The 18,941-nt window shown below is 72.4% G+C and carries 18 protein-coding genes; 8 read left to right on the top strand and 10 right to left on the bottom strand.

The window, feature by feature from the left end:
• Positions 1-100: 100 nt before the first annotated feature.
• The 3 genes from AB0B66_RS37085 to AB0B66_RS37075 all read right to left on the bottom strand — a co-directional run bounded on the left by AB0B66_RS37085 (position 101) and on the right by AB0B66_RS37075 (position 3,710).
• Entirely contained in the window at positions 101-709 is a 609-nt protein-coding gene (locus AB0B66_RS37085; protein WP_360539104.1) for a hypothetical protein, read from the bottom strand.
• 84 nt (positions 710-793) lie between these two features.
• On the bottom strand, positions 794-3,295 hold the full coding sequence (locus AB0B66_RS37080; RefSeq protein WP_360539101.1) for a DUF4132 domain-containing protein: 2,502 nt from the start codon (positions 3,293-3,295) through the stop codon (positions 794-796).
• Between the two features lies 1 nt (position 3,296).
• Positions 3,297-3,710 carry a hypothetical protein gene (locus tag AB0B66_RS37075; RefSeq protein ID WP_360539098.1) on the bottom strand — a complete coding sequence of 138 codons (414 nt, stop codon included), beginning with the start codon at positions 3,708-3,710 and terminating at the stop codon, positions 3,297-3,299.
• Between the two features lie 257 nt (positions 3,711-3,967).
• Between AB0B66_RS37075 and AB0B66_RS37070 the strand changes: the two genes are divergently transcribed.
• The 4 genes from AB0B66_RS37070 (at position 3,968) to AB0B66_RS37055 (ending at position 7,091) form a co-directional block, all read left to right on the top strand.
• Positions 3,968-4,114 (top strand): hypothetical protein, encoded by a 147-nt coding sequence (locus AB0B66_RS37070; RefSeq protein WP_203688755.1) that lies wholly within the window; start codon positions 3,968-3,970, stop codon positions 4,112-4,114.
• A 180-nt stretch (positions 4,115-4,294) separates the two neighbouring features.
• Entirely contained in the window at positions 4,295-4,597 is a 303-nt protein-coding gene (locus AB0B66_RS37065; protein ID WP_360539095.1) for an antibiotic biosynthesis monooxygenase, read from the top strand.
• A 28-nt stretch (positions 4,598-4,625) separates the two neighbouring features.
• On the top strand, positions 4,626-5,378 hold the full coding sequence (locus tag AB0B66_RS37060) for an AraC family transcriptional regulator (protein WP_360539092.1): 753 nt from the start codon (positions 4,626-4,628) through the stop codon (positions 5,376-5,378).
• Between the two features lie 342 nt (positions 5,379-5,720).
• Positions 5,721-7,091 carry an FAD-dependent monooxygenase gene (locus AB0B66_RS37055; RefSeq protein ID WP_360539089.1) on the top strand — a complete coding sequence of 457 codons (1,371 nt, stop codon included), beginning with the start codon at positions 5,721-5,723 and terminating at the stop codon, positions 7,089-7,091.
• Between the two features lie 86 nt (positions 7,092-7,177).
• Here the strand turns inward: AB0B66_RS37055 and AB0B66_RS37050 are convergent, their stop codons facing one another.
• Together AB0B66_RS37050 and AB0B66_RS37045 are read right to left on the bottom strand one after the other, a co-directional pair.
• Positions 7,178-8,416, bottom strand: a complete 1,239-nt coding sequence (locus tag AB0B66_RS37050) for a hypothetical protein (protein ID WP_360539086.1) — start codon at positions 8,414-8,416, stop codon at positions 7,178-7,180.
• 49 nt (positions 8,417-8,465) lie between these two features.
• Positions 8,466-8,795, bottom strand: a complete 330-nt coding sequence (locus tag AB0B66_RS37045) for a PadR family transcriptional regulator (protein ID WP_360539083.1) — start codon at positions 8,793-8,795, stop codon at positions 8,466-8,468.
• 103 nt (positions 8,796-8,898) lie between these two features.
• Here AB0B66_RS37045 and AB0B66_RS37040 point away from each other — a divergent pair, with 103 nt between their 5' ends.
• The 3 genes from AB0B66_RS37040 to AB0B66_RS37030 all read left to right on the top strand — a co-directional run bounded on the left by AB0B66_RS37040 (position 8,899) and on the right by AB0B66_RS37030 (position 10,534).
• On the top strand, positions 8,899-9,294 hold the full coding sequence (locus tag AB0B66_RS37040; protein ID WP_360539080.1) for a hypothetical protein: 396 nt from the start codon (positions 8,899-8,901) through the stop codon (positions 9,292-9,294).
• 12 nt (positions 9,295-9,306) lie between these two features.
• Entirely contained in the window at positions 9,307-9,813 is a 507-nt protein-coding gene (locus AB0B66_RS37035; RefSeq protein WP_360539077.1) for a hypothetical protein, read from the top strand.
• 136 nt (positions 9,814-9,949) lie between these two features.
• Positions 9,950-10,534, top strand: coding sequence for a hypothetical protein (locus AB0B66_RS37030; RefSeq protein WP_360539074.1), 585 nt, complete (start codon positions 9,950-9,952; stop codon positions 10,532-10,534).
• Here AB0B66_RS37030 and AB0B66_RS37025 read toward each other — a convergent pair.
• The 3 genes from AB0B66_RS37025 to AB0B66_RS37015 form a co-directional block, all read right to left on the bottom strand.
• The gene (locus AB0B66_RS37025; protein ID WP_360539071.1) at positions 10,521-11,120 is read right to left on the bottom strand and encodes a hypothetical protein; all 600 of its coding nucleotides are present in this window, start codon (positions 11,118-11,120) and stop codon (positions 10,521-10,523) included. The two genes, AB0B66_RS37030 and AB0B66_RS37025, sit on opposite strands and share 14 nt — an antisense overlap.
• A 127-nt stretch (positions 11,121-11,247) precedes the next feature.
• On the bottom strand, positions 11,248-12,960 hold the full coding sequence (locus tag AB0B66_RS37020) for an acyl-CoA dehydrogenase family protein (protein ID WP_360539068.1): 1,713 nt from the start codon (positions 12,958-12,960) through the stop codon (positions 11,248-11,250).
• Positions 12,961-12,979: 19 nt separating this feature from the next.
• Positions 12,980-13,534: a PadR family transcriptional regulator gene (locus AB0B66_RS37015; RefSeq protein ID WP_360539065.1), complete on the bottom strand. Its 555-nt coding sequence runs from the start codon at positions 13,532-13,534 to the stop codon at positions 12,980-12,982.
• Positions 13,535-13,633: 99 nt separating this feature from the next.
• Here AB0B66_RS37015 and AB0B66_RS37010 point away from each other — a divergent pair, with 99 nt between their 5' ends.
• Complete coding sequence (locus AB0B66_RS37010; protein WP_360539062.1) at positions 13,634-16,966, top strand: hypothetical protein; 3,333 nt, start codon at positions 13,634-13,636, stop codon at positions 16,964-16,966.
• Between the two features lie 67 nt (positions 16,967-17,033).
• Here AB0B66_RS37010 and AB0B66_RS37005 read toward each other — a convergent pair whose 3' ends face one another.
• Together AB0B66_RS37005 and AB0B66_RS37000 are read right to left on the bottom strand one after the other, a co-directional pair.
• Positions 17,034-17,870, bottom strand: coding sequence for an ABC transporter permease subunit (locus tag AB0B66_RS37005; RefSeq protein ID WP_360539059.1), 837 nt, complete (start codon positions 17,868-17,870; stop codon positions 17,034-17,036).
• Positions 17,867-18,781, bottom strand: coding sequence for an ABC transporter ATP-binding protein (locus tag AB0B66_RS37000; protein ID WP_360539056.1), 915 nt, complete (start codon positions 18,779-18,781; stop codon positions 17,867-17,869). The genes AB0B66_RS37005 and AB0B66_RS37000 overlap by 4 nt, the downstream gene beginning before the upstream one ends.
• Between the last annotated feature and the right edge of the window lie 160 nt (positions 18,782-18,941).

Raw genomic sequence — 18,941 nt, 5'->3', positions numbered from 1 at the left:
GCCGCACCGACGGCGCAGTCCACGTCGGCGATCGCGCCGCAGCCGCGGCAGACGATGTGGTGGTGTCAGGTCCGTGCGCCGCCCGAACAGCAGGTGAGCCTCACACAGCGCGGCCGGCAGCGCGATGCCGAGCCGCTTCTCGGCTGCCGCCGATGCTCGGCAGCTCGCGCACGCTGGTGACGCCGGCCGTGCGCCTGGCGTTCGCGCCGCCGTCGGCGTAGCGCACGATCAGCGGCAGGCCGGTCGCGGTCGCGTCGCCGTACCCTGCCGCGAGCAGCTCTTCGACGTCGAACAGGTCCGCGTCGACGGCCCCGGACGACACGTACGGCACCACATCGGACGGCAGCACCCGCAGGCCGCCGTCGACCTCCAGGGTGTGGAACGTGACGCGTTCCCGCCCGGGGGCGGGGCGCACCGCGGCGGTGTGCCGGCCCGCACCGGCGTCGCTCACGGTGACGACGTCACCGGTGATCAGCGTGACCGTCTGGCCGGCCGTCGGGGTCGCCGCAGTCCGGTCCGGCGTGCCCGGCGCGGCGGCAGCGGTCTGCTGCGCCGTGCCGAGCACGGTGAAGGTGAGTACGGCCGCCATACCGCCGGCGGCGGTGGCGCGGCCCAGGGGTGACCACATCGTGTCGAGCTCCTCACGATCATCGCCGCTGTCCACGGCGAAGGTGATCGGATTCTGCTGCGGCGACGTGTCCAAGGTCACTAGAGCCCGTGCTGCGCAAAGGCGACATGTCACCAGGTGGACAACCCGGCTTCACCGCCGCGCCACCGTGCCGACGCCCGCCGCTCAGCCGCGTGCCGTGAGCACCGCCAGCTGCGCCAGGATCGACGGGTCGGTGATCTTCTCGTCCTCGGCGAGCAGCAGCACCTTGCTGAGCACGACACTCGTCATCGGATCGTCATCGGCGAACGGCAGGAACAGCCGCCGGTGCGGCTTGCCGCCGAACCCGTCCGGCACCACGCACAGGTATCCGCCCGGTTCGACGTGGATGCTGCCGCTGGTCAGGTGCACGCGGTACGCCGAGCGCGAGCCGTGGACAACCGCAACCGTGCCCTCGACGGCGACGCGGCGCAGGCCCAGGTCGTCGATGAGCGCGGCCAGCACCTCGGCTCGGCTCTGCGCGCGAGCGGGCGAGTCCAGCCGTGCCGGGTCGGTGCCCGCGACCGACACCACCAGGTCGAGGTCGCGCATGACCTCGGAGAAGACGGCCGGCGGCACGTCGGCCAGCGGCACGGTGTCGCGTCCGGACAGGAACCGCAGGTCGCCGATCTCCACGTCGCCCATGCCGAAGTATCCGTGGAAGTCGCAGCGCAGGGCCGCCGTCAGGTCTCCTGCCGGCCGGGTGGCCTGGTACGCGGCGCAGTCGCCGTGCGTGCGCCAGCCGCGACCCGACAGCAGCTGCCCGGCGACCCGGCCGGTCACGGTGTGGCCGGCGAAGCGCCGCGAGACGTCGACGGCTTCGCGTTCGGCGGGCGTGAGCACGTACAGCTCGCGAAATGCCTGCTTGACGGGCTGGCGCAGGCGGCGGCGCACGATCTCGGCCTGCCAGTGCCCGAGCCGTCCGGACTCGTACAGGTCGAACGGGTGCACGGCGGTGACCGGGCCGGTCGTGTCGACGTCGGCGAGCAGCCCGACCTGGCCGGTGCGGTCGCGCCACAGCAGGGCGGGCAGCATCGCCGCGCCCGCGGGCAGTCTCAGCAGCCCGGCCAGCTCCTGCGGGCCAAGCGGTGTGCCGGTCGCGACGAGTCGTTCGATCACGCCGGTGCGCAGCCGCCGGGCCTGGTCGCGCAGCAGTTCCTGGTGTTCTCGGCTGGCCGCGTGGCGGTCGTCGGCGCGTACCGCCGCAGGCACGCTTTTCAAAACCTTCCCACCGCTGGTGACGGTGATGACCGGGTCGGGGCCGTCCATGACGACCGCGACCGTGTAGTCGCCGACCGACCACGGCGGCGGGGTGGCGGCGGCGAGCTCGATCTCGCACTCGGTCTCCAGACGGCTCGCGTCAGGCAGGCCGGCGACCTGTGCCAAGTGCTCCAGTGCGACCTCGACCGCGGCCGCGTGGCTGTGCCGCCGGTTCGGGCCGAGCTTCGGCCCGCGCTTGGCGATCTCACGCAGCGCCGTGTACCGGTCGAGCACCGTCTCGCCCTCGGCGAGCGGCAGCATGCCGTACGCGGCGATGCCCGCCAGGGCGTTGTTCTTCACGCGTTTGAGCACCGCCGCGCGGTTGCGCCCCAGGACCGCGCTGACCAGCTCGCACGGCGTCTGCGCCAGCAGGCGCTCGGTCGCGGCGGGTCCGGCCGCCTCGGCCGCCACCAGGATGAGCTCGCGGTCATACCGGACCACGCCGTCCGCCTCGATCCGGTCCACCAGCCGCAGCAGCGCCGACGCCGGTTCCAGCCCCAGCACCGGCAGCAGCCCTTCGGCATCACCGGCTTCCCGGCGCAGATGGAAGGCGCGCAGCCGGACCTCCAACGGGCGCTGCCGCAGGTGCGCCACCAGCTCTGCCAACTCCTCGCTGCTCAGTTCGGCCGCACCCAGCCGCTTGCCGGTCTTCTCCTCCCCCGTCCAGTCCAGTGCCCGCAGCACGAACCGCAGCCCACGCGGCACGACCACCTGCGGCAGCTCCTCGTCGGGCACCCCGGCCGAGGTCATCCGCCACAGCATCGCGTCCACGTAAGACCGCACCGCGTCCGCGCAAGCGGCGGGTGGTGGCGGAACGCCACCCGACGGGTCCCGGCCGACGATGGTGTTGCCCAGCCAGCGGTCCACGGTGAACGCGTGCTCGACCAGCGCCGCGTCCAGGGCGTCGCGCGCGTGCAGGGCGTCGAGCAGCCGGGTCACGGCGGGCCGGGTCACCCGCCCCAGCGGAGTCAGCACCATCACCCGCATCGCGGCCACGTCGCCGGCCGCGATGACCCGGTCGGCCACCTCATCCAGCGGCGGTGTGCCCCAGACCGGCCACCCCAGCAGCGCGCGCAGCGCCGCGTCACGCGTCACGGTCGGCCACGGCGCGTCCAGGACGGTGCACACGTCCGCGCCCGGCGCGAGCGGGAACGCCTCGTCGTACGCCTCGCTGAACGCCTGGTCTATGTCGGGGATGCGGTCCTCCAGCTTGCCACCGACACGGTCGTCACCACGGCGCAGCTGCTCCCGGACGATCGGCCCCAGCTCGCGCAGCAGCGCCAGGTCACCGTCCTTGACGGCGGTGCGCACCTGCTCGACGCGCTGCCACAGCGCGTCCCGCTCCTGCGCGAACGCCGCCAGGTGGATATCGGGAATCGGATGGTCCACGTCAGCCGCCGACCAGCGCCGTCAGCCGCACGAAAACGACCGGCTCGCCGAGGCGCAGCACGATCCGCTCGTCGAGCAGGTCATGCTGCCGCCCGCCGATGAACAGGGCGAACGTGCCGCGCTCGAACGCCCGCCAGGCGCGAGCAACCTCGGCTTCGACGTCGGGCGTGACGGGCTCCCGGTCGGGCAGCCGGATCATGCCCGTCGCGGCCTGGGCGCGGATGTCGTCGTCGGTGAGGTACTGCCGATCCAGCAGGGCGCGGCACCGGGAGCCGTCCGCCTGCCAGGCGCGCACCTGCTCGGCGACGGCGGCGCGGATCAGCTCGCGCACCGTGGTCTGCTCCTGCGCCAGCTCGACCAGCACATCGGGCAGGCGGTCCCCGCCGGGAACCCTGCTTCGCACCTCGACCCGCACCTGTGCCTCCTCACCTAGGACGGCCCCGACCCTAACCGCGCCGTCCGACATCAGCTGGATCACTCCGAAAGGGACGTAACCGGCTCAGGCCGGTGATCGCGGTCACCGGCCGTAGGCATACCTAGGTCCCCCAAGCGCGCCTCTAGGTAGGTCGTGGGCAGGCAAGATAGGCCGTCGCTGCGGATGGAGCGGGGCTGTCGCCGGAGGAGTATTTACCTCGTCAGCAAGACAGAGAGTCAAGGACTGAGGAGTCTGCGATGTTCGGATCGCCCGAGATGTACTTCGATCTCGCGAAGTTGCATCACCGAGAGCTCATAGACGAGGCCGCGAAGGAGCGGGTGGCCAACAGGGTGCACCGCCACGGCCGCAAGCGCCGCCAGGCGCGCGACCACACGGCACGATGAGCACGACCAGACAGGCCCGGGATCCGGAAACGGACCCGGGCCTGTTCGTATGCACCAACCGGTGACGTGTCCGATGCGAGCGTGAACGTGTCCGGCCGACGCGAGCCGGACGGGCGTGCGGCGGCGAGGATCGAATCCAACCGCGGCAGCCGCCGCCACCGCACCTTCCGGAGGACCTTCATGTTCATCGCGATCGTCGACTTCCGCACCGCCCCTGCCGACCGGACCTCGGCCCTGGCCCATCTCGACGCCGAAGGCGACCGCGTACATGCCATGCCCGGCAACGTCGCCTTCCGGGTCTACGCCTCCCGCGCGGACGAGTCCGCGATCACCATCGTGCACGAGTGGGCCGACGAGCAGTCGTTCGCCGGATACCAGACGTCGGACTCGTTCGCCCGCTCCGGCGAGGTGCTGCGCCCGATGATGATCGCGCCGCCGGTGAGCCGCCGCTTCCGCGCCGGCCTGCTGGAGACGGTCCGCTGACTACGATGGGGTTCGTGCGAGGCCGCCGATGACCCGTGAGGCGTACAGCTTCGTCCGCACCTTCCCCGCCGAGCCGGTCCGGGAACTGCGCGTGGACCGCCACTACCTGCTCTGCGCCTCCGCCGGGGTGCTCCGGCTGGAGGCGCAGGGCCAGGCATGGCTGCTGCCCCCGGCACGGGCCGCCCTGATCGAGGCGGGCCGGCCGATCCAGGTCAGCATCCCGCAACCGGTCACCACGGCCTCGGTGCTGTTCGACCCCGGGTTCACCGCCGCCCCGCCGGCGCCGCTGACCGTGTTCGACCTCAATCCGCTGGCCCGCGCCCTGGTCGACGAGTGCGGCGCCTATGGCGAGAGCGACGAGCCCCTTCCCGCGTACGCCCGGACGCTGTTCGCCGCGCTCGCCGCCGTGACCTGGCGGCTCGCCGAGCAGCCGAGCCCGGTCGTCGTCCCGGCGGGACGGTCACCGGAACTACGCCGGGCCCTGGCCGCGACTGAGCGGCAGCTCGACGGGGAGGTCAACTTCGAGGACGTCGCGGCCGAGGTCGGCCTCGCGCCGCGCTCGCTGGCCCGGCGCTTCGCCGAGGAGACCGGGCTGACCTGGCGTGCGGTGCTGCGCCGGATGCGCGTGCTGCGGGCGATCGAGGAACTCGCCGCGGGCGACGCCCCGGTGACCCGGATCGCGCACACGGTCGGCTACACCTCGTTGTCGGCGTTCAACGCCGCCTTCCTGGACCTGACCGGCCGCACCCCGACGGAGTACCGCGCCAGCTTCCGCCCCTGATCCGGCCGGTACCCGGCAGTCAGCGGATGGGCGTCGCCGAACTCCTACTGATGGGAGGCCCACGCATCGCTCATGGGTCGCGGTCGCTTCGGCGCGCGAGGCTGGGTGAAGATCCGTTTTTGTGGACGCCAGACGCCCCTATAGGGACAGTCAGCGTCCACAAGAACAGATCTTGCCCAGGAGATCCCGATGACCGCCACAACGCAGGCGGCCGATGCGCACCAGTATGCGTCGACCGACGCGGCCGTTCTAGCGATCTTTGCCGACGACATGGATCCCGCGTTATGTTTGCCCCCGACGAATGGCCAATGTGGAGCCATCGCTTCGGGGGGACCTGCTGACATGTCGACGACGCGCACCTTTGCCGAGATCTGCACCGACGTCGCGCCCACCGGCATGCGCCGCCTGATGTCACGGGCCGTGGTCCTGGGCGGCAGCATCGCCGGTCTGATGGCCGCCCGAGTGCTCAGCGACCACGCCGACGAAGTCCTGATCATCGAGCGCGACCCGCAGGACACCGGTGACGATCCGCGACCCGGTGTGCCGCAGGGCAGCCAGGTGCACGGGCTGCTGCCCGCGGGGCAGATCCAGTTCGAGCGGTGGTTTCCCGGGTTCATCCAGGAGGCGATCGCGGCGGGCGCGGTCGTGCCGCCGTACGGCGCGTTCGAGTTCGTCATGAACGGCTCGCTGCGCACCGCCAAACCGGTCCGGCTGGAGCAGCCGGGCCTGGTCGGCACCAGGCCTTTCCTGGAAGGGCTGGTCCGACGACGGACGCTCGCCGTGCCCAACATCAGATTCGTGTCCGGACGGGCCGAGGGACTGATCGTCGAGGACGGCCGGGTGGTCGGCGCGCGCTACGAGGGCGAGCAAGGCTCCACCGAGGTACGGGCCGATCTGGTCGTCGATGGCATGGGCCGGTCCAGCCGGCTCAGCGACTGGCTGGAGGGGCACGGCTTCGCCCGTCCGCCGATGCAGCGTATGGGCATCAAACTCAACTACGCGACCGCGACGTTCCGCCGAGACCCGGCGATGGGCGACACGTGGGGCAGCATCGCCTTCAACGACGGCAGTGGTGGCGTGCCGCGCATCGGCGGGGTGAATCCGGTCGAGGGCGACCGGTGGCTGGTCCTGATCGCCGGGTACGCCGACGACCGGCCCAGCCGCGATCCCGACGAGTTCACCGAGCGCTGCGTGCGGGACTTCCCGCCGATGTTCGGCCAGGTCGCCACGGGCTGCGAGATGATCGGACCGGTCATCACCTACCACCAGGCCGACAGTCGGCGCCGGGACTTCCACGAGGCCCGGGACCTGCCGGCGGGTGTCGTCGCGGCCGGCGACGCGGTGGCGTCGTTCAACCCGATCTACGGCCAGGGCATGACCTCGGCCGCGCTGCACGCGTCGTGCCTGTCGGCGTACCTGCGGACCGATCCGGACCTGAGCCGCCCCGCCCGGCGATACTTCGACCTGGTGCGGGTCGTGGTCGACGCCGCCTGGCAGACCTCCACGCTGTCCGACCTCGGGCTTGAGCACGTCGACGGCCCTTACCCGCCCGGCTACGCGCTGATCAGCCGGATCAGCGGGCGGATCGCCCGCGCGTCGATCTCCGACGATGCCGTCAACCACAAGCTGAGCCTGGTCACCATGATGCTCGCCCACCCGCGCTCGCTCATGAGCCCGTCGTTCGTGCTGCGCGCGATGCTGCGCGGCGCCTGAGCGGGGCGGTCACCGAGTGGGTGCTGCGACACGGCACCCACTCCGGCAACAGGTCGGACTCCACGCCGCCCCGTGAACGTGGAAGCTCACGTCCGGTCGGTGGCTCCGACGGGGTCGCGCCGGAGCGCGGTGCCGATGGCCGCGCCGCCGGCCGCGCCGATCACCCAGAAGACGATCATGATGATGACGAAGTCGGGGCGCACCACGTCCAAGACCGCCGACTGCCACGTCGGCGGCACCGCGTCGCCGGTGCTCAGGTAGCCGGCCTGCCGCTGCGCCCAGACCAGCGCCTCCGGGACGCCGACGGCGACGATCGCCACCAGGGCCGCGAGCCCGGACAGTGCCGCGGCGCGCAGTCCCGCGCCGAAGGAGCGGTTGCGCCAGGCCGTGACGAGCGCGACGGCGAGCAGCAGCACGCTCGGGCCGACGATCCAGAAGTCGAGGATGCCGCCTCTGCTGTGGGCCAGTGACCAGCGTGAGGCCGCGAACGACCCGGCTGCGACGACCACCGCGACCGCGGCGGCCGATGCCCACGCGGCCCGCGGCCGACCGGACCGCAGCGCGGCCCACATCCCGCCCAGCGCGAACCTGCGCCGCTCGGCGGGCGGGTCGATGGCCGCCAGTTCGGCCCGCAGCGCCGCGCCCCAGGCGGACCGGTTCTCGGGCAGGTCCGCGGTGGCCAGGTCGAGCAGGAGCTGCCACACGTCCCGGGCCGGCAAGCGCTGCGTGGTCTCGGTGCGCGCGCCGCGCGCCGCGCCGAGAACCGGCCAGGGCAGGGCCCAGATCAGCACGACGAGGAACACCGCGAACGGCAGCAGCAGATCGCCCGCGCCCAGGTTCGCCACGACGGGGAAGCTGCCAGGTTCGGCCTGGTAGGCGGCGTTCAACGGCAGGTGTGCGGCCGCGGTGCCGACGGCGACCGCGACGAGCGTGAGCAGCCCCGCGACCGTTCCGGCCCCGAATCCGCGGGCCCGGGCCACGGTGGCCGCGGCCAGGGCGGCGAGCCCCGCGCAGGTGACCGCCGCGAGCAGCCCGAGCACCATGGCGAGCAGCGCTATGTCGACACCCCAGCCAGGTCCTTTGTCGACCGTGGCGAGATACAGGCGCTGCAGGCCGAAGGTCAGCGCCGCGGTGCCGGCGGCGACGCCGATCAGCAGCGGCCACACCGGGCGCCTGGTCCCGTCGCGCCACCCGGCGCGGACGCGAGAGGCGAGCGTGCCCACACCGCCATGGCGTACGGCATCGCGCAGCCGGACGGCGAGCACCACGATCGCGAGCAGGGGTGCCGGTGCGAGCACCACCAGGGTGAGGAGGAAGTCGAGCATCGCGGGCCTCCGAACGGCAGGGGCGGGTCGGGGATCGAGCGGTCGAGGGTCAGGCGGTCCTGGGCGCGAGCGCGGCCGGGCCCGGGGCGGGTGCGGCCGCGGCGGCGCGGGCAGCCGCTGCGACGGTGCGGGCGAGTTCAGCGCCCGCGGCGCTGAGCCGGTAGAGGTGCCGGGCCGGCCGCCCGCGCGGCGGGTCGGTCTCCCAGGAGGTCTCCACGTGTCCGCGTTCGGCGAGGCGGATGAGGATCGGGTACACCGTGCCCGCCTTCAGGCCGAGGGTGCGGCACAGGTCGTAGCCGTGGCTCCAGTCCTCACCGGACTTGGCGAGGGCGACGAGCACTGCCGCGGTCTGCGGAGAGGGATGTCGTACGCGTGCCATGCCTCTAATATCTACCTAGGTAGAGTTAACGCGCAAGCCCCTTCTCCGCGCCGGTCGCCGGGGGTCTGCGAACGCGGCGTTCGCATGGCAGGATCTCCTGTTCGTGACGCCCCGCCACCCCACCCGCTCCGCCGGGTTCGTCGTGCTGGTCCTGACCACGCTCTGCGGCGGGGTGCTCGGCCTGGTCATGCTGGTCAACCGCATCGAGCCGACGGTCTCGACCTGGCTCGCCGGGGTCTCGTTCGCGCTGTTCGTCGTGCTGTGCGGGGTCGCCGCCCTCGGCTGGTTCTGGCGGGAGCACGAGGTGTGGCGGGCGCTCGGCGGTCCGGAGCAGCTGGCCGCCCGGGTCCGGGCCCGCGCGGAGCAGCAGGCTGCTTATTCGGCGGCGGTCCACGCGTCCTATCAGGCCCGTGCCGCGGAAGCGGCCGCATACCGCCTCGCGAACGACAGGGACCGCACCGAGGCCAAGGCCGGACCGCCGCCTCGGATCGACGGCTGAGCCCTCGTGCCGATGACGCTCCATCGCACCCGGACGTGGCTGGTCCAGGTGCTGATTGCACTGGCGGCTCCGGTCGCGCTGGCTTGGGCGCTGCTGACCACGCGGCGCGACATGATCGCCGGACTGCCCCCGGCGATAGTCGGCCGCGAGCTGATCATGGTCATTTTCGCGGCGATCGCGGCTCCCATCGTCATGACGAAGACCCTCGGCGCGCTCCGGTTCCGGTTCGTCATCGACAGCGCCGGTCTGACCATCCGGACCCCCGACATCACCGCCGCTGTCCCGTGGTCCGGCGTCGAGTCGGTCATCCTCGACGACCTGCGCGTCCTCATCGTTCCCGACCCGGGCTACCAGACCACCACCTTTCCGGGGATCGGCAGGTTCACCGGGACCACACCTGACGGCCGCCGCTGCTTCGAGGTCCTCGTGCTGGCGCAGGTACGCGAGTCACCGGCCGCGATCGCGTCCGCGCTCGCCGAGCACGCCGGGCCGCGCTTCGCCGACACCCGGCGCGTGTAGCACGGCGGCGCCGTCTCCCACACTTCGCCGCCCGGCTGGGTGAGCGCGAACCGGCTGGCATGATGACCCATCACGCCCGGCCCGACCTGCGGTGCTCCGGCCGAGGGCGTGCGCGAACGGGCGGAGGAATGCTGCGATGACGACACCGGAGCTGCCGGACAGCCGGGTGAACCGGACCTTCCGGCGCTCCGACCCGCTCGCGTACCTCGTCGGGGGCATGTTCGCGCCGCTGCTGCCCGCCGCCGTCATCGTGGACCGGGCCGGGCTGCCGCAGCCCGTATTCGGCCTGGCTCTCTGCGCAGTCCTGTCCGCGGCTGGTCTCGTCACGGCCTACCTGGCCGGACCGGCCGCCGGATTCACCGTCACCCCGGACACCGTCACGATCACCAACCCGCTCGTGCGGTACGAGGTCCCCAGGCACCTGGCCGAAGGCTTCGACCAGCTCGACAACCTGGCAGTGCGGCTGCGGGCACGCGGGCACCGGCCGATCGAGGTCAGGGCACTGGTTCCCGGGCTCGGCACCGACCGCAGCCGACGTGCCGTGTCCCGCGATCTCGACCGCCTGGAGCAGTTCCTGGCCGAGGTGCCGGTGCTGCCTTCGGCGGGTGGGCCGCGGCGCAGCCGCCGACCGCTCACCATCGCCATGCTGTCCGTAGTCGTCGCCGGGTTCGCCGGAGTCGTGGCGCTCGGCGCGAGCCTCGGTGTGTTCAGCGGTTCTTGACGGCGGCGACCTCCGCTGCCACCACGGCCATGAGCTTGGCGATGTTCTCCGGGTTCGCGTCGTAGCCGGCGGTCGTCGCACCGAGAACCATGGTGCCGTCGAGCACGCCGACGCCGACGTGGGTCTGGCCGTCCTTGGTCACGCTTCCGGCGAAGGCCTGCTCCCCCAGGTTCGGCGCGGGCACGGCCTTGACGTCGGGAACCGCATTGCTCAGCTCGACGGCCTTCTGATAGCCGGCGGACGCGTCCGCCGCGGTGGCGTACTCGTCGGCAGAGATCGTCACCTTTTTCGAGCCGTCGCTGTCCGTGTACGCCACGCTCCGGGTGGCCGTCGGGCTGCCGGACGCGGTGGTGTTCCAGCCAGTGGCCAGCTCTTGGCTGATCTCCGGGAAGAACCCTTGCACCGCGCTCAGCGGAATGACGACGTTGCGCGGAAGCAGGGCACCGGTGGCCGACGGCGCGGCGGCCTGTGGCACGGTCGCGGACGTGACGGGTGTGGTGCAGGCAGGCAGCACCAGAACTCCGAACGCGGCAGCCCACAGCACTGCCGCCCTGCCCCAGCCCACCTTCGCAACCCGTGCGTTCACGCCTGCCCCCGCTCACGGAAACCCACCCCGGGCAGCGATCTGCCCACAGCCGCAATATATCCCTCTAATAGGTCCAATCTCGGCTAATACCGAATGAAAGGTGCGCCGGCACGGACGGGTGGCCGACCTACGGCTGCATCTCGTACGCGCCGCAGAGGGCCTCGACCTGGGACCACACGGCGGCGGTGCGGGCGGCGTCCCGGGCCGGGCGGCGCAGGTGCGCCAGTGCCCAGGCGGCCTGGGCGTCGGTGGTGGCCGCCTTGCCGTGCAGCTCGGTCGCGTACGCGGAGAAGTCGCCGACGAGCACCGCGAAGATCTCGTCGAGCAGATCGCGGTCCAGGCCGGTCGACTCGGCCTGCTCCAGGATCAACTGGCCGTAGACGACCAGCGCGAACAGCTGCCCGATGGTGAGCAGGAAGTCCAGGTCGCGCTGCTGGTCGACGTCCGGGGCGTGCGCCTGCAGCAGCGCGCACAGCCCGTCGGCCTGCTCCCGGAACACCGCCACGTTGGCGAGGTCGGCGTGCTTGTCGTACGGGCCGCGCCAGTCCTGGAACCGGATCTCCCCCAGCCCTCGGGCCGGCCCCTGCCGGAACAGGAACTCGTCGTCGGCGGCGTCGTGGCGGGTCGGCACCGGCGCGAAGTCGGTCGGCCGGAACAGGTAGTTCGGCATGAACTTCAGGATCAGGGCCAGGTTGACGTGCACGGTGCCTTCGAGCTTCGGCAGGCCGCGGATGTCCTTGGCGGCCTTGTCGAAGTAGGTGTCCGCCTCGAAGCCCTTCGCGGCGATCACGTCCCACAGCAGGTCGATCACCCGCTCGCCCTCGGTGGTGACCTTCATCTTCGTCATCGGGTTGAACAGCAGATACCGCCGGTCGTCCGGGCCCGCGGACCGGAAGTAGTCGACGGCCCGGTCGCTGAACAGCTTCATCGCGACCAGCCGGGCGTACGCGTCGGTCAGCTCGCGCCGCACGTGCGGGAAGTCGGTGACCTTCCTGCCGTACAGGACGCGCCGGTGCGCGTGGGTGACGGCCTCGTACATCGCGTGCTCGCAGATGCCGATGGAGGCGGTGCACAGGTTGAACTTGCCGACGTTGACCGTGTTGAGCGCGGCGTCGAACGCGGCCTTGCCGGTGTGCAGCACGTCCTCGGCCCGCACCGGGTAGTCCTCCAGCCGGAACTCGCTGACGTACATCTGCCCGTTAACCACGTTCTTGACCAGGTGGTACGCGGGGTGGCGGCTGTCGGCGGCGAAGAAGACGTATCCGTCGGGGCCCTCGACGTCGGCGCGGCGGCCGAACACGGAGACCAGGCCCGCGACGTTGCCGTTGCCGATGTAGTACTTGCCGCCGGTGGCCCGGAAGCCGTCCGCGCCGTCCGGGGTCAGGATCATGTCGGTGGAGTAGATGTCCGCGCCGTGGGCACGCTCGGACAGACCGAACGCCATGACGTGGCCGTCGGCGAGCAGCTGCGCCGCGCGAGCGCGGGCGGCCGGGTTGGCGCTCTGCCACACCGGCCCGAGACCCAGGACGGTGACCTGCCAGGTGTACCAGTAGCCGAGGCCGTAGAAGGCGAGGATCTCGCTGAGCGCGGCGTTGCGCGCGGTGTCCCAGCGGGTGCCGGTGCCGTCGGCGGCCGGGGTCAGAAACGTCGCGAACAGGCCTTCCTTGGCGACGAAGTCGAGGAAGTCGGCGTACCAGGTGCGGTCGTTGTAGCTGTCGACCAGCGTCTTCTTGCCGCGGTTCTCGAAGAAGTCGACGGTGGCGCGCAGCAGCCGGCGGGACTCGTCGTCGAGGTGCGCGGGGTCGTAGGTGCGCGGGTTCAGCAGCAGCGGGTGCGTCATGGCGGTCTTCCCTATCCGGTCAGAGGTCGTGGAGGGTGTGCAGGACGTCGTCGAGCCAGGCCAGGACCATGCGTTCGTACTCGATGCCGCCGCGCAGCACGACGTGCTGCAGCCGCTGCCCCGTGTCGAGGTCACCGGTGTCCGGGAAGTCGCGCTGCTCGCCGGCCAGGTAGCGGCGCAGGGTGGTCTCGTGGTCGGCGCGATACCGCTTGACCTCGCTGATCAGGGCCGCCCGGCCTGCCGCGTCGTCGAACGCCGCGCCGCGGATCTTGACGGCAAGCTCGTGGCGGACGGTCTCCGGCTGGACCGGTTCACGCAGCCAGGCCGTCAGCGCCTCCCGGCCGAGCGCGGCCACGGAGTAGCACCGCTTGTCGGGGCGGCCGTCCTGGCCGATCTCCTCGGCGGTGACCCAGCCGTCGGCCTCCATCCGCCGCAGCACCTTGTAGATCTGCTGGTGGGTCGCGGTCCAGAACCGGCCGATCGAGCGGTCGAACCGCCTGGCCAGCTCGTAGCCGGACCCGGGCTGCTCCAGCAGCGAGACGAGGATCGCGTGTTCCAGGGCCACGCGGGTCATCATGCTATGAAACTCGTTGCATATCAACGGGCCGTCGCGCGGGTTGCCAGTGCGAAATGCCACTGCGGTCGCGGTGCCGCCCAAGGCAGAATGTCGCCCGTGTCCGACCTGATCACCGCGCTGCTCGCCGACCTCGACCCGCTGCCCTACCGCGCCCGGATGCGCCTGCTGTCGCGGCGCGCCCGTGACCTCGCCGGCACGTCCGAGTTCGCCGCCCTGCTGGCCGGGCTCGACGCGCGGGACCCGTTCCAGCGTGAGATCGGCCTGTTCCTGGCGACGGTCGCCGGACACCGGCCGGTGATCGAGGCGGCGCTGACCGACCCGGACCCGGCGCTGCGCGCCGCGGCGGTCCCGGCCTGGCTGCGCGGCGGCGCCACGAGCGCCGACGAGCTCTGGGAGTGGCTGACCGACGCGCCCGCCTACCTGCGCCGCAAGGCGTTGCGCACGATGCGCGCCGACCGGCTGACCGCGCTCGCCGACGGCGTGATCGATCGGGTGCGGGCGCGTTACGGCGACGTGGAGGCGGCGAGCCTGCTGCCGGTCTGCGGCGGTGAGACCGTGCGGCGGCAGTTGCCGCTGCTGGGGCATGCCGTCGGCAACTGGGCTGCGCTGGGCCGCTGGCACCCGGACCCGGTGCTGTCGTGGGTGGCCGATCAGCTGCGCGACGCGGGACCGGACCGCGAGCGCTGCTGGCGGCAGTTCGGGTCCGGCGTCTGGGCGACCGCGCGGCACCTGCCGGAGCGGGTTCTCGACCTGCTGGAGGCGTACGCGCTCGACACCCACCTGCCGGGCACCCTCACCGCGTACGGCGTGCTCGCCGACGCCGACCCGCACCGCGTGCTCGCCCTGCTCACCGCACCGGACCGGGCGTCCTGGACCAGCCGCGCCAGGCTGCCGAGGGCCCTGCTGCAGCGGTTCGCCCTGCTCGACGTGGACGACCTCGCCGAACTCGCCCGCCGGCTGCGGCTGAACCCGGCCGGGCTGTCGGGTCTGCTCAACGCGGTCGCGCCACGGCACCGGGAGCGGCTGTACGACGCCGCGTACGCGGGTGTGGAGCAGAGCCTCGCGCAGCTGTCCGACGACGTCATGGAGGTCCTCCCCCACCGGCGGCGCGTCGCCGAGGCCGAGCGCATGCTCACCCTGGCCGCAGTGCGCTCCGACGAGCAGCTCACCCTGCGGATGACCGCGTTCCTGCCGTGGAGCCAGGCACGACCGGTGTTGACCGCCGCCACCCGCGCCGCCGAAGCCTCCGACCGGGCGTACGCGTACCGCCTGCTCGTCGCCTGTGCGGCCCGCAGCCGCGACGCCGCCGTCGTCACCGAGGCCGCCGAGTACCTGCGCCGCCTGCGCAACGAGCAGGATCCGGTGCGTCGCGAGGCGCTGGACGCGCTGGCCGGGGTCAACCCGCTGCTGGTCGAAGCGGCGTCCGTCGACGCGCTGGACCAGCTGGTCACCGACGCCGTCCAGGCACGCGACGGTTCCGGAGCGACCCGGGACGCGCTCAAGCGGCTCGCCGTGAACGTGCTGCAGCACCACACCGGCACTCCCGCGTTGAGCCTGTGGGCGCAGCGGACGCTGGGCCGGCTGTTCGGCGACGACCGCCTGCCGAGTCTGCACGGCCTGCACCGGCAGCTGCGGCACGGCCAGGAGCACGAGTTCTTCGCCGCCGTCCGGGACTGGGTCGTCGCGGCCGTCGTGCGCGGCAGCCACAGCCCGCTGTTCGCCGTCGCCGAGGGCCTCGGCCCGCGCGCCTGGCGGCTGCCCGAACTCCAGGAGATGCTGGAGAACTCGCTCCACCAGGGCAATGTCAGCTCGGTGATCAGGCGGGCGGTGACCCTGTGGCTGAACGACCCGCGGACCCGCCCGGTCCGCGTGGAGCAGGTGCTGCGCTGGGACACCTCCACCGTGACGCTCCCTGAGGTCTGGGACACCCTGTGTGACATCCGGACCGACCTGCTCGACCTGGTGCTGGGCGACGAGCCGCCTGCGGGCAGGTTCCTGACGGCGGGGCCGCGCTGGGTGCCGTGGCACGCGCGCGGGCTGCGCCGCTGGCTGCCGCGCCAGCGCCGCCGCTACGCCGACCTGCTCAAACGGATCGCCGACGATGCCGGGGCGGGCGAGCACCGGCGCGCCGCCGCGATCCGGCAGGCCGCCGAGATCCCGAACGCGGGCCGGCCGGTCGTGGACCGCTACCTCGGCTCGCCGAACACGGTGCTGGCCGAGGCGGCGCTGCACGCCCTGGTGTGGACCGGACGGCCCGCCGAGTCACTGCCGGTTCTGCTGTCGTACGCCGACGACGACAAGGCACGGGTGGCCGTCTACGCGGCGGGCAGCGCGGCGGCGATGCTGCCGCCGAGCGAGCTGGGACCCCTGCTGGAGGCGGCACTCGACGGCGCGAAGGTGACCAGCCGCAAGGAGATCCTGCGGCTGGCCGCCCGCTTCGCCGTGCCCGGAGCCGGTGACCTGCTGCTGGCGCACTGGCACCGGGAGGGCCAGCACCGTGACGTGCGCGCCGCGATCGTCTCCGCGGCGCGGCAGCACCTCACGTCGGAGCAGTCGTGGCAGATCCTCACCGAGGCCGTGGCGGGCAGCCGCGAGGACGCGCTGGCGGTGGTCGCCGCCGACCCGTACGCCGTCGCCGAGGACCACCGGCTTCGCTACGGCGCCCTGGTCACCGCCAGCTGCATGAACTCCGACGCGGTCGTGGCCCGTGCGGCGTGGGCGGCGCTGCCCCGCTGGGGTCGGTGGACGCCCGGGGCGCACGACGCTGTCTTCACCCGGCTCACCGACCTGGCCGACCGGGACACCTGGCAGGTCGTCGCCGCGGCGCTGGTGACGCTCACCGAGCTCGGCCAAGGCGCCCCCGTGCTGCGGCGGCTGCTGCCCCGGCTGGTGGAACTCGACCGCACGGACGACGACGGCGACCCCGAACGCGACCGCGCCGCGCGCCGCCGCATCGAGCACGTGGTCCACGTGCTCACCGCGGACAGCCGGCGGCCGACGGCGGAGGCGACGGCGGCGTTGCTGGTCGAACTCGGCGGCGAGCTCATCCGGCACGAGGACCACGTGGACAGCGGTGCCCGGCTGATGCTGCACCCGGCGCTGCGTACGACGGATCTGCTGCTGCCGGTGCTGGACGCCCTCGTGGCGCGGCTGCGTGACCGGCCCGCCGCGGTGGTGGGCATCGGCCGGCGACTCCAGTCGTCGGTCAGCCTCGAACCGGGCTGGAATGCCGACGTCGTGCTGTCCACCGCCCGGGAACTGGCGGAACGGCAGGACTTCGCGTCGGGGCGGTTCGCGGTCGCGCTGGCGACCGGCGGGGCCCGCGACGGCTGGCCCGCGCCGTGGCGCTCGCTGATGCTGCGGCTGCGCCGGCACGATCTCGCCGACGTGCGCGCGGCCGCGTTCGGCGTCGACCTGACCCCCGCCTGACGCGCGGCCGCCACCCACGGACCCGGGGCCTGCTCCCGCAGCGGGCGCAGGCCCCGGGTCAGTCTGTTCAGGACACGTCGCGGGTGCGGGTGAGCAGGGTGCCAATCAGGCCGGTGACCAGGGCCCAGGCGACCAGGACGAGCGCGCCGACCCAGTAGCGCGGCTGGCCGGGCAGGTCCGCGCCGCTGGTCATCAGGGTCGACGCAAGCGAGGGCATGGCCCACTGCACGTTGGCCAGCCAGTCCCACTCCAGCAGGTTCGTCAGCACGTTCACGATGATCGACACGGCGATCGTGCCCACCGTGTACATGACCATCGCGGTGATGGTCGCGCCGATCTGGCTGCGGATGAGCACGCCGATGCCGATGCCGATCAGCGCCCACAGCGCGTACGCCAGGCCGTTGAGCAGGATCGCCCGGATCACGTCCCAGTCGCCCAGGGCGGGGGTGATGTTCTCCGAGTTGAGGAAGATCGCGGTGGCCGGCACGGTGATCGCCGTGGTCACCAGCCACAGCACGACGCCGAACACGCCGCCGGCCGCCGCCTTGGCCAGGATCACCGAGGTGCGGTGCGGGGTGGCCAGGAACGTCGTGGTCGCGGTCTGGTGGTGGTACTCGTTGGTGACCGTGATGATGCCCAGCAGCATCACGAACATCAGGCCGAAGTACTGCCCCGAGGTGACCATGTACGAGGTCAGCGCAACGGGTTCGGCCAGCGCCGACATCGCCGCCGCACCCTCGGGGTCCATGCCCTCGGCCATCTCCGCCGGCTGGTCCAGCACGAAGTGCATGTTCAGCGCGTTGATCGCGAACGCCAGCAAGAGCAGGCCGAACGCGCCGAGCGCGAACAGCCACCACACGTTGGTCGTACGGATCTTCAGGAACTCGCTGCGGATGAGCCTCACCGGATCGCCTCCTTGCCCGCGGTCAGGTCGAGGAAGACGCGCTCCAGGTCGGGGCGCTCGGTGACCAGTTCGTGGACGGCCACCCCGGCGCTCAGCGCGGCGTCGCCGACCTGCTCGGCGGTGACACCGGTCAGCACCAGCGCCCCGTCCTCGCTGTTGCTGCCGACGCCGGGAAGCGCGGCGAGCAGCTTTTCGGGGTGCGGGGTGCGGACGCGTACCGAGCCCGCGTTGCCCGCCCTGCCGATCACGTCGGCGACCGGGCCCTGCGCCACCAGCCGGCCCGCGGCGATGATGACGACGTCGTCGGCGAGCAGCTCCATCTCCGAGAGCAGGTGGCTGGAGACCAGGATGGTGCGGCCTTCCCCGGCGAGCTTCTGCAGCAGGTCGCGCATCCAGCGGATGCCCTCGGGGTCGAGGCCGTTGGCGGGTTCGTCGAGGATCAGCACGCGCGGGTCGCCGAGCATGGCCGCGGCGATGCCCAGCCGCTGCCGCATACCCAGCGAATAGCCCTTGAACTTGCGCTTGGCCGCCGGGGTCAGCCCGACCAGCTCCAGCGCCTCGTCGGCGCGGGAGGCCGGCAGGCCGGCGGCGGCGGCGATGACCCGCAGGTGGTTGCGGCCGGTGCGGCCCTTGTGCGCGCTCGACGCCTCCAGCACCGCGCCGACCGCCTGCAATGGCTCGGCGAGGTCGGCGTAACGCACGCCGCCGATGGTCGCCGTGCCCGCCGTCGGCGACACCAGATTCAGGATCATTCGTAACGTAGTGGTCTTGCCTGCGCCGTTCGGCCCGAGGAAGCCGGTCACACGTCCCGGCTTGATGGTGAACGACAGCCCGTCCACGGCCTTGACCTGCTTGTAATGCTTGGCCAGGCCGGACACGACGATCTCACCATCGGTGATCACATTGCCCATCCGGACAGTGTGCTCGGTCGTGGCAAGCCCGGCCAGTGCGAGCGGGCTCCGATTACCTCCATGACATGGATATCCGCCGCCAGGACGACCGCGGCATCCTCCGCGCGGCCGACGACGGCGTCCTTCGCCGGATTGACGGCACCGGTGCGCCGATCGGGCA

The organism is Catellatospora sp. NPDC049111 (assembly GCF_040648615.1).
Classification (GTDB): Bacteria; Actinomycetota; Actinomycetes; order Mycobacteriales; family Micromonosporaceae; genus Catellatospora; species Catellatospora aurea.
Note: the sequence above shows the minus strand (reverse complement) of the source record. Positions and strands in the feature narration are given on the sequence as shown.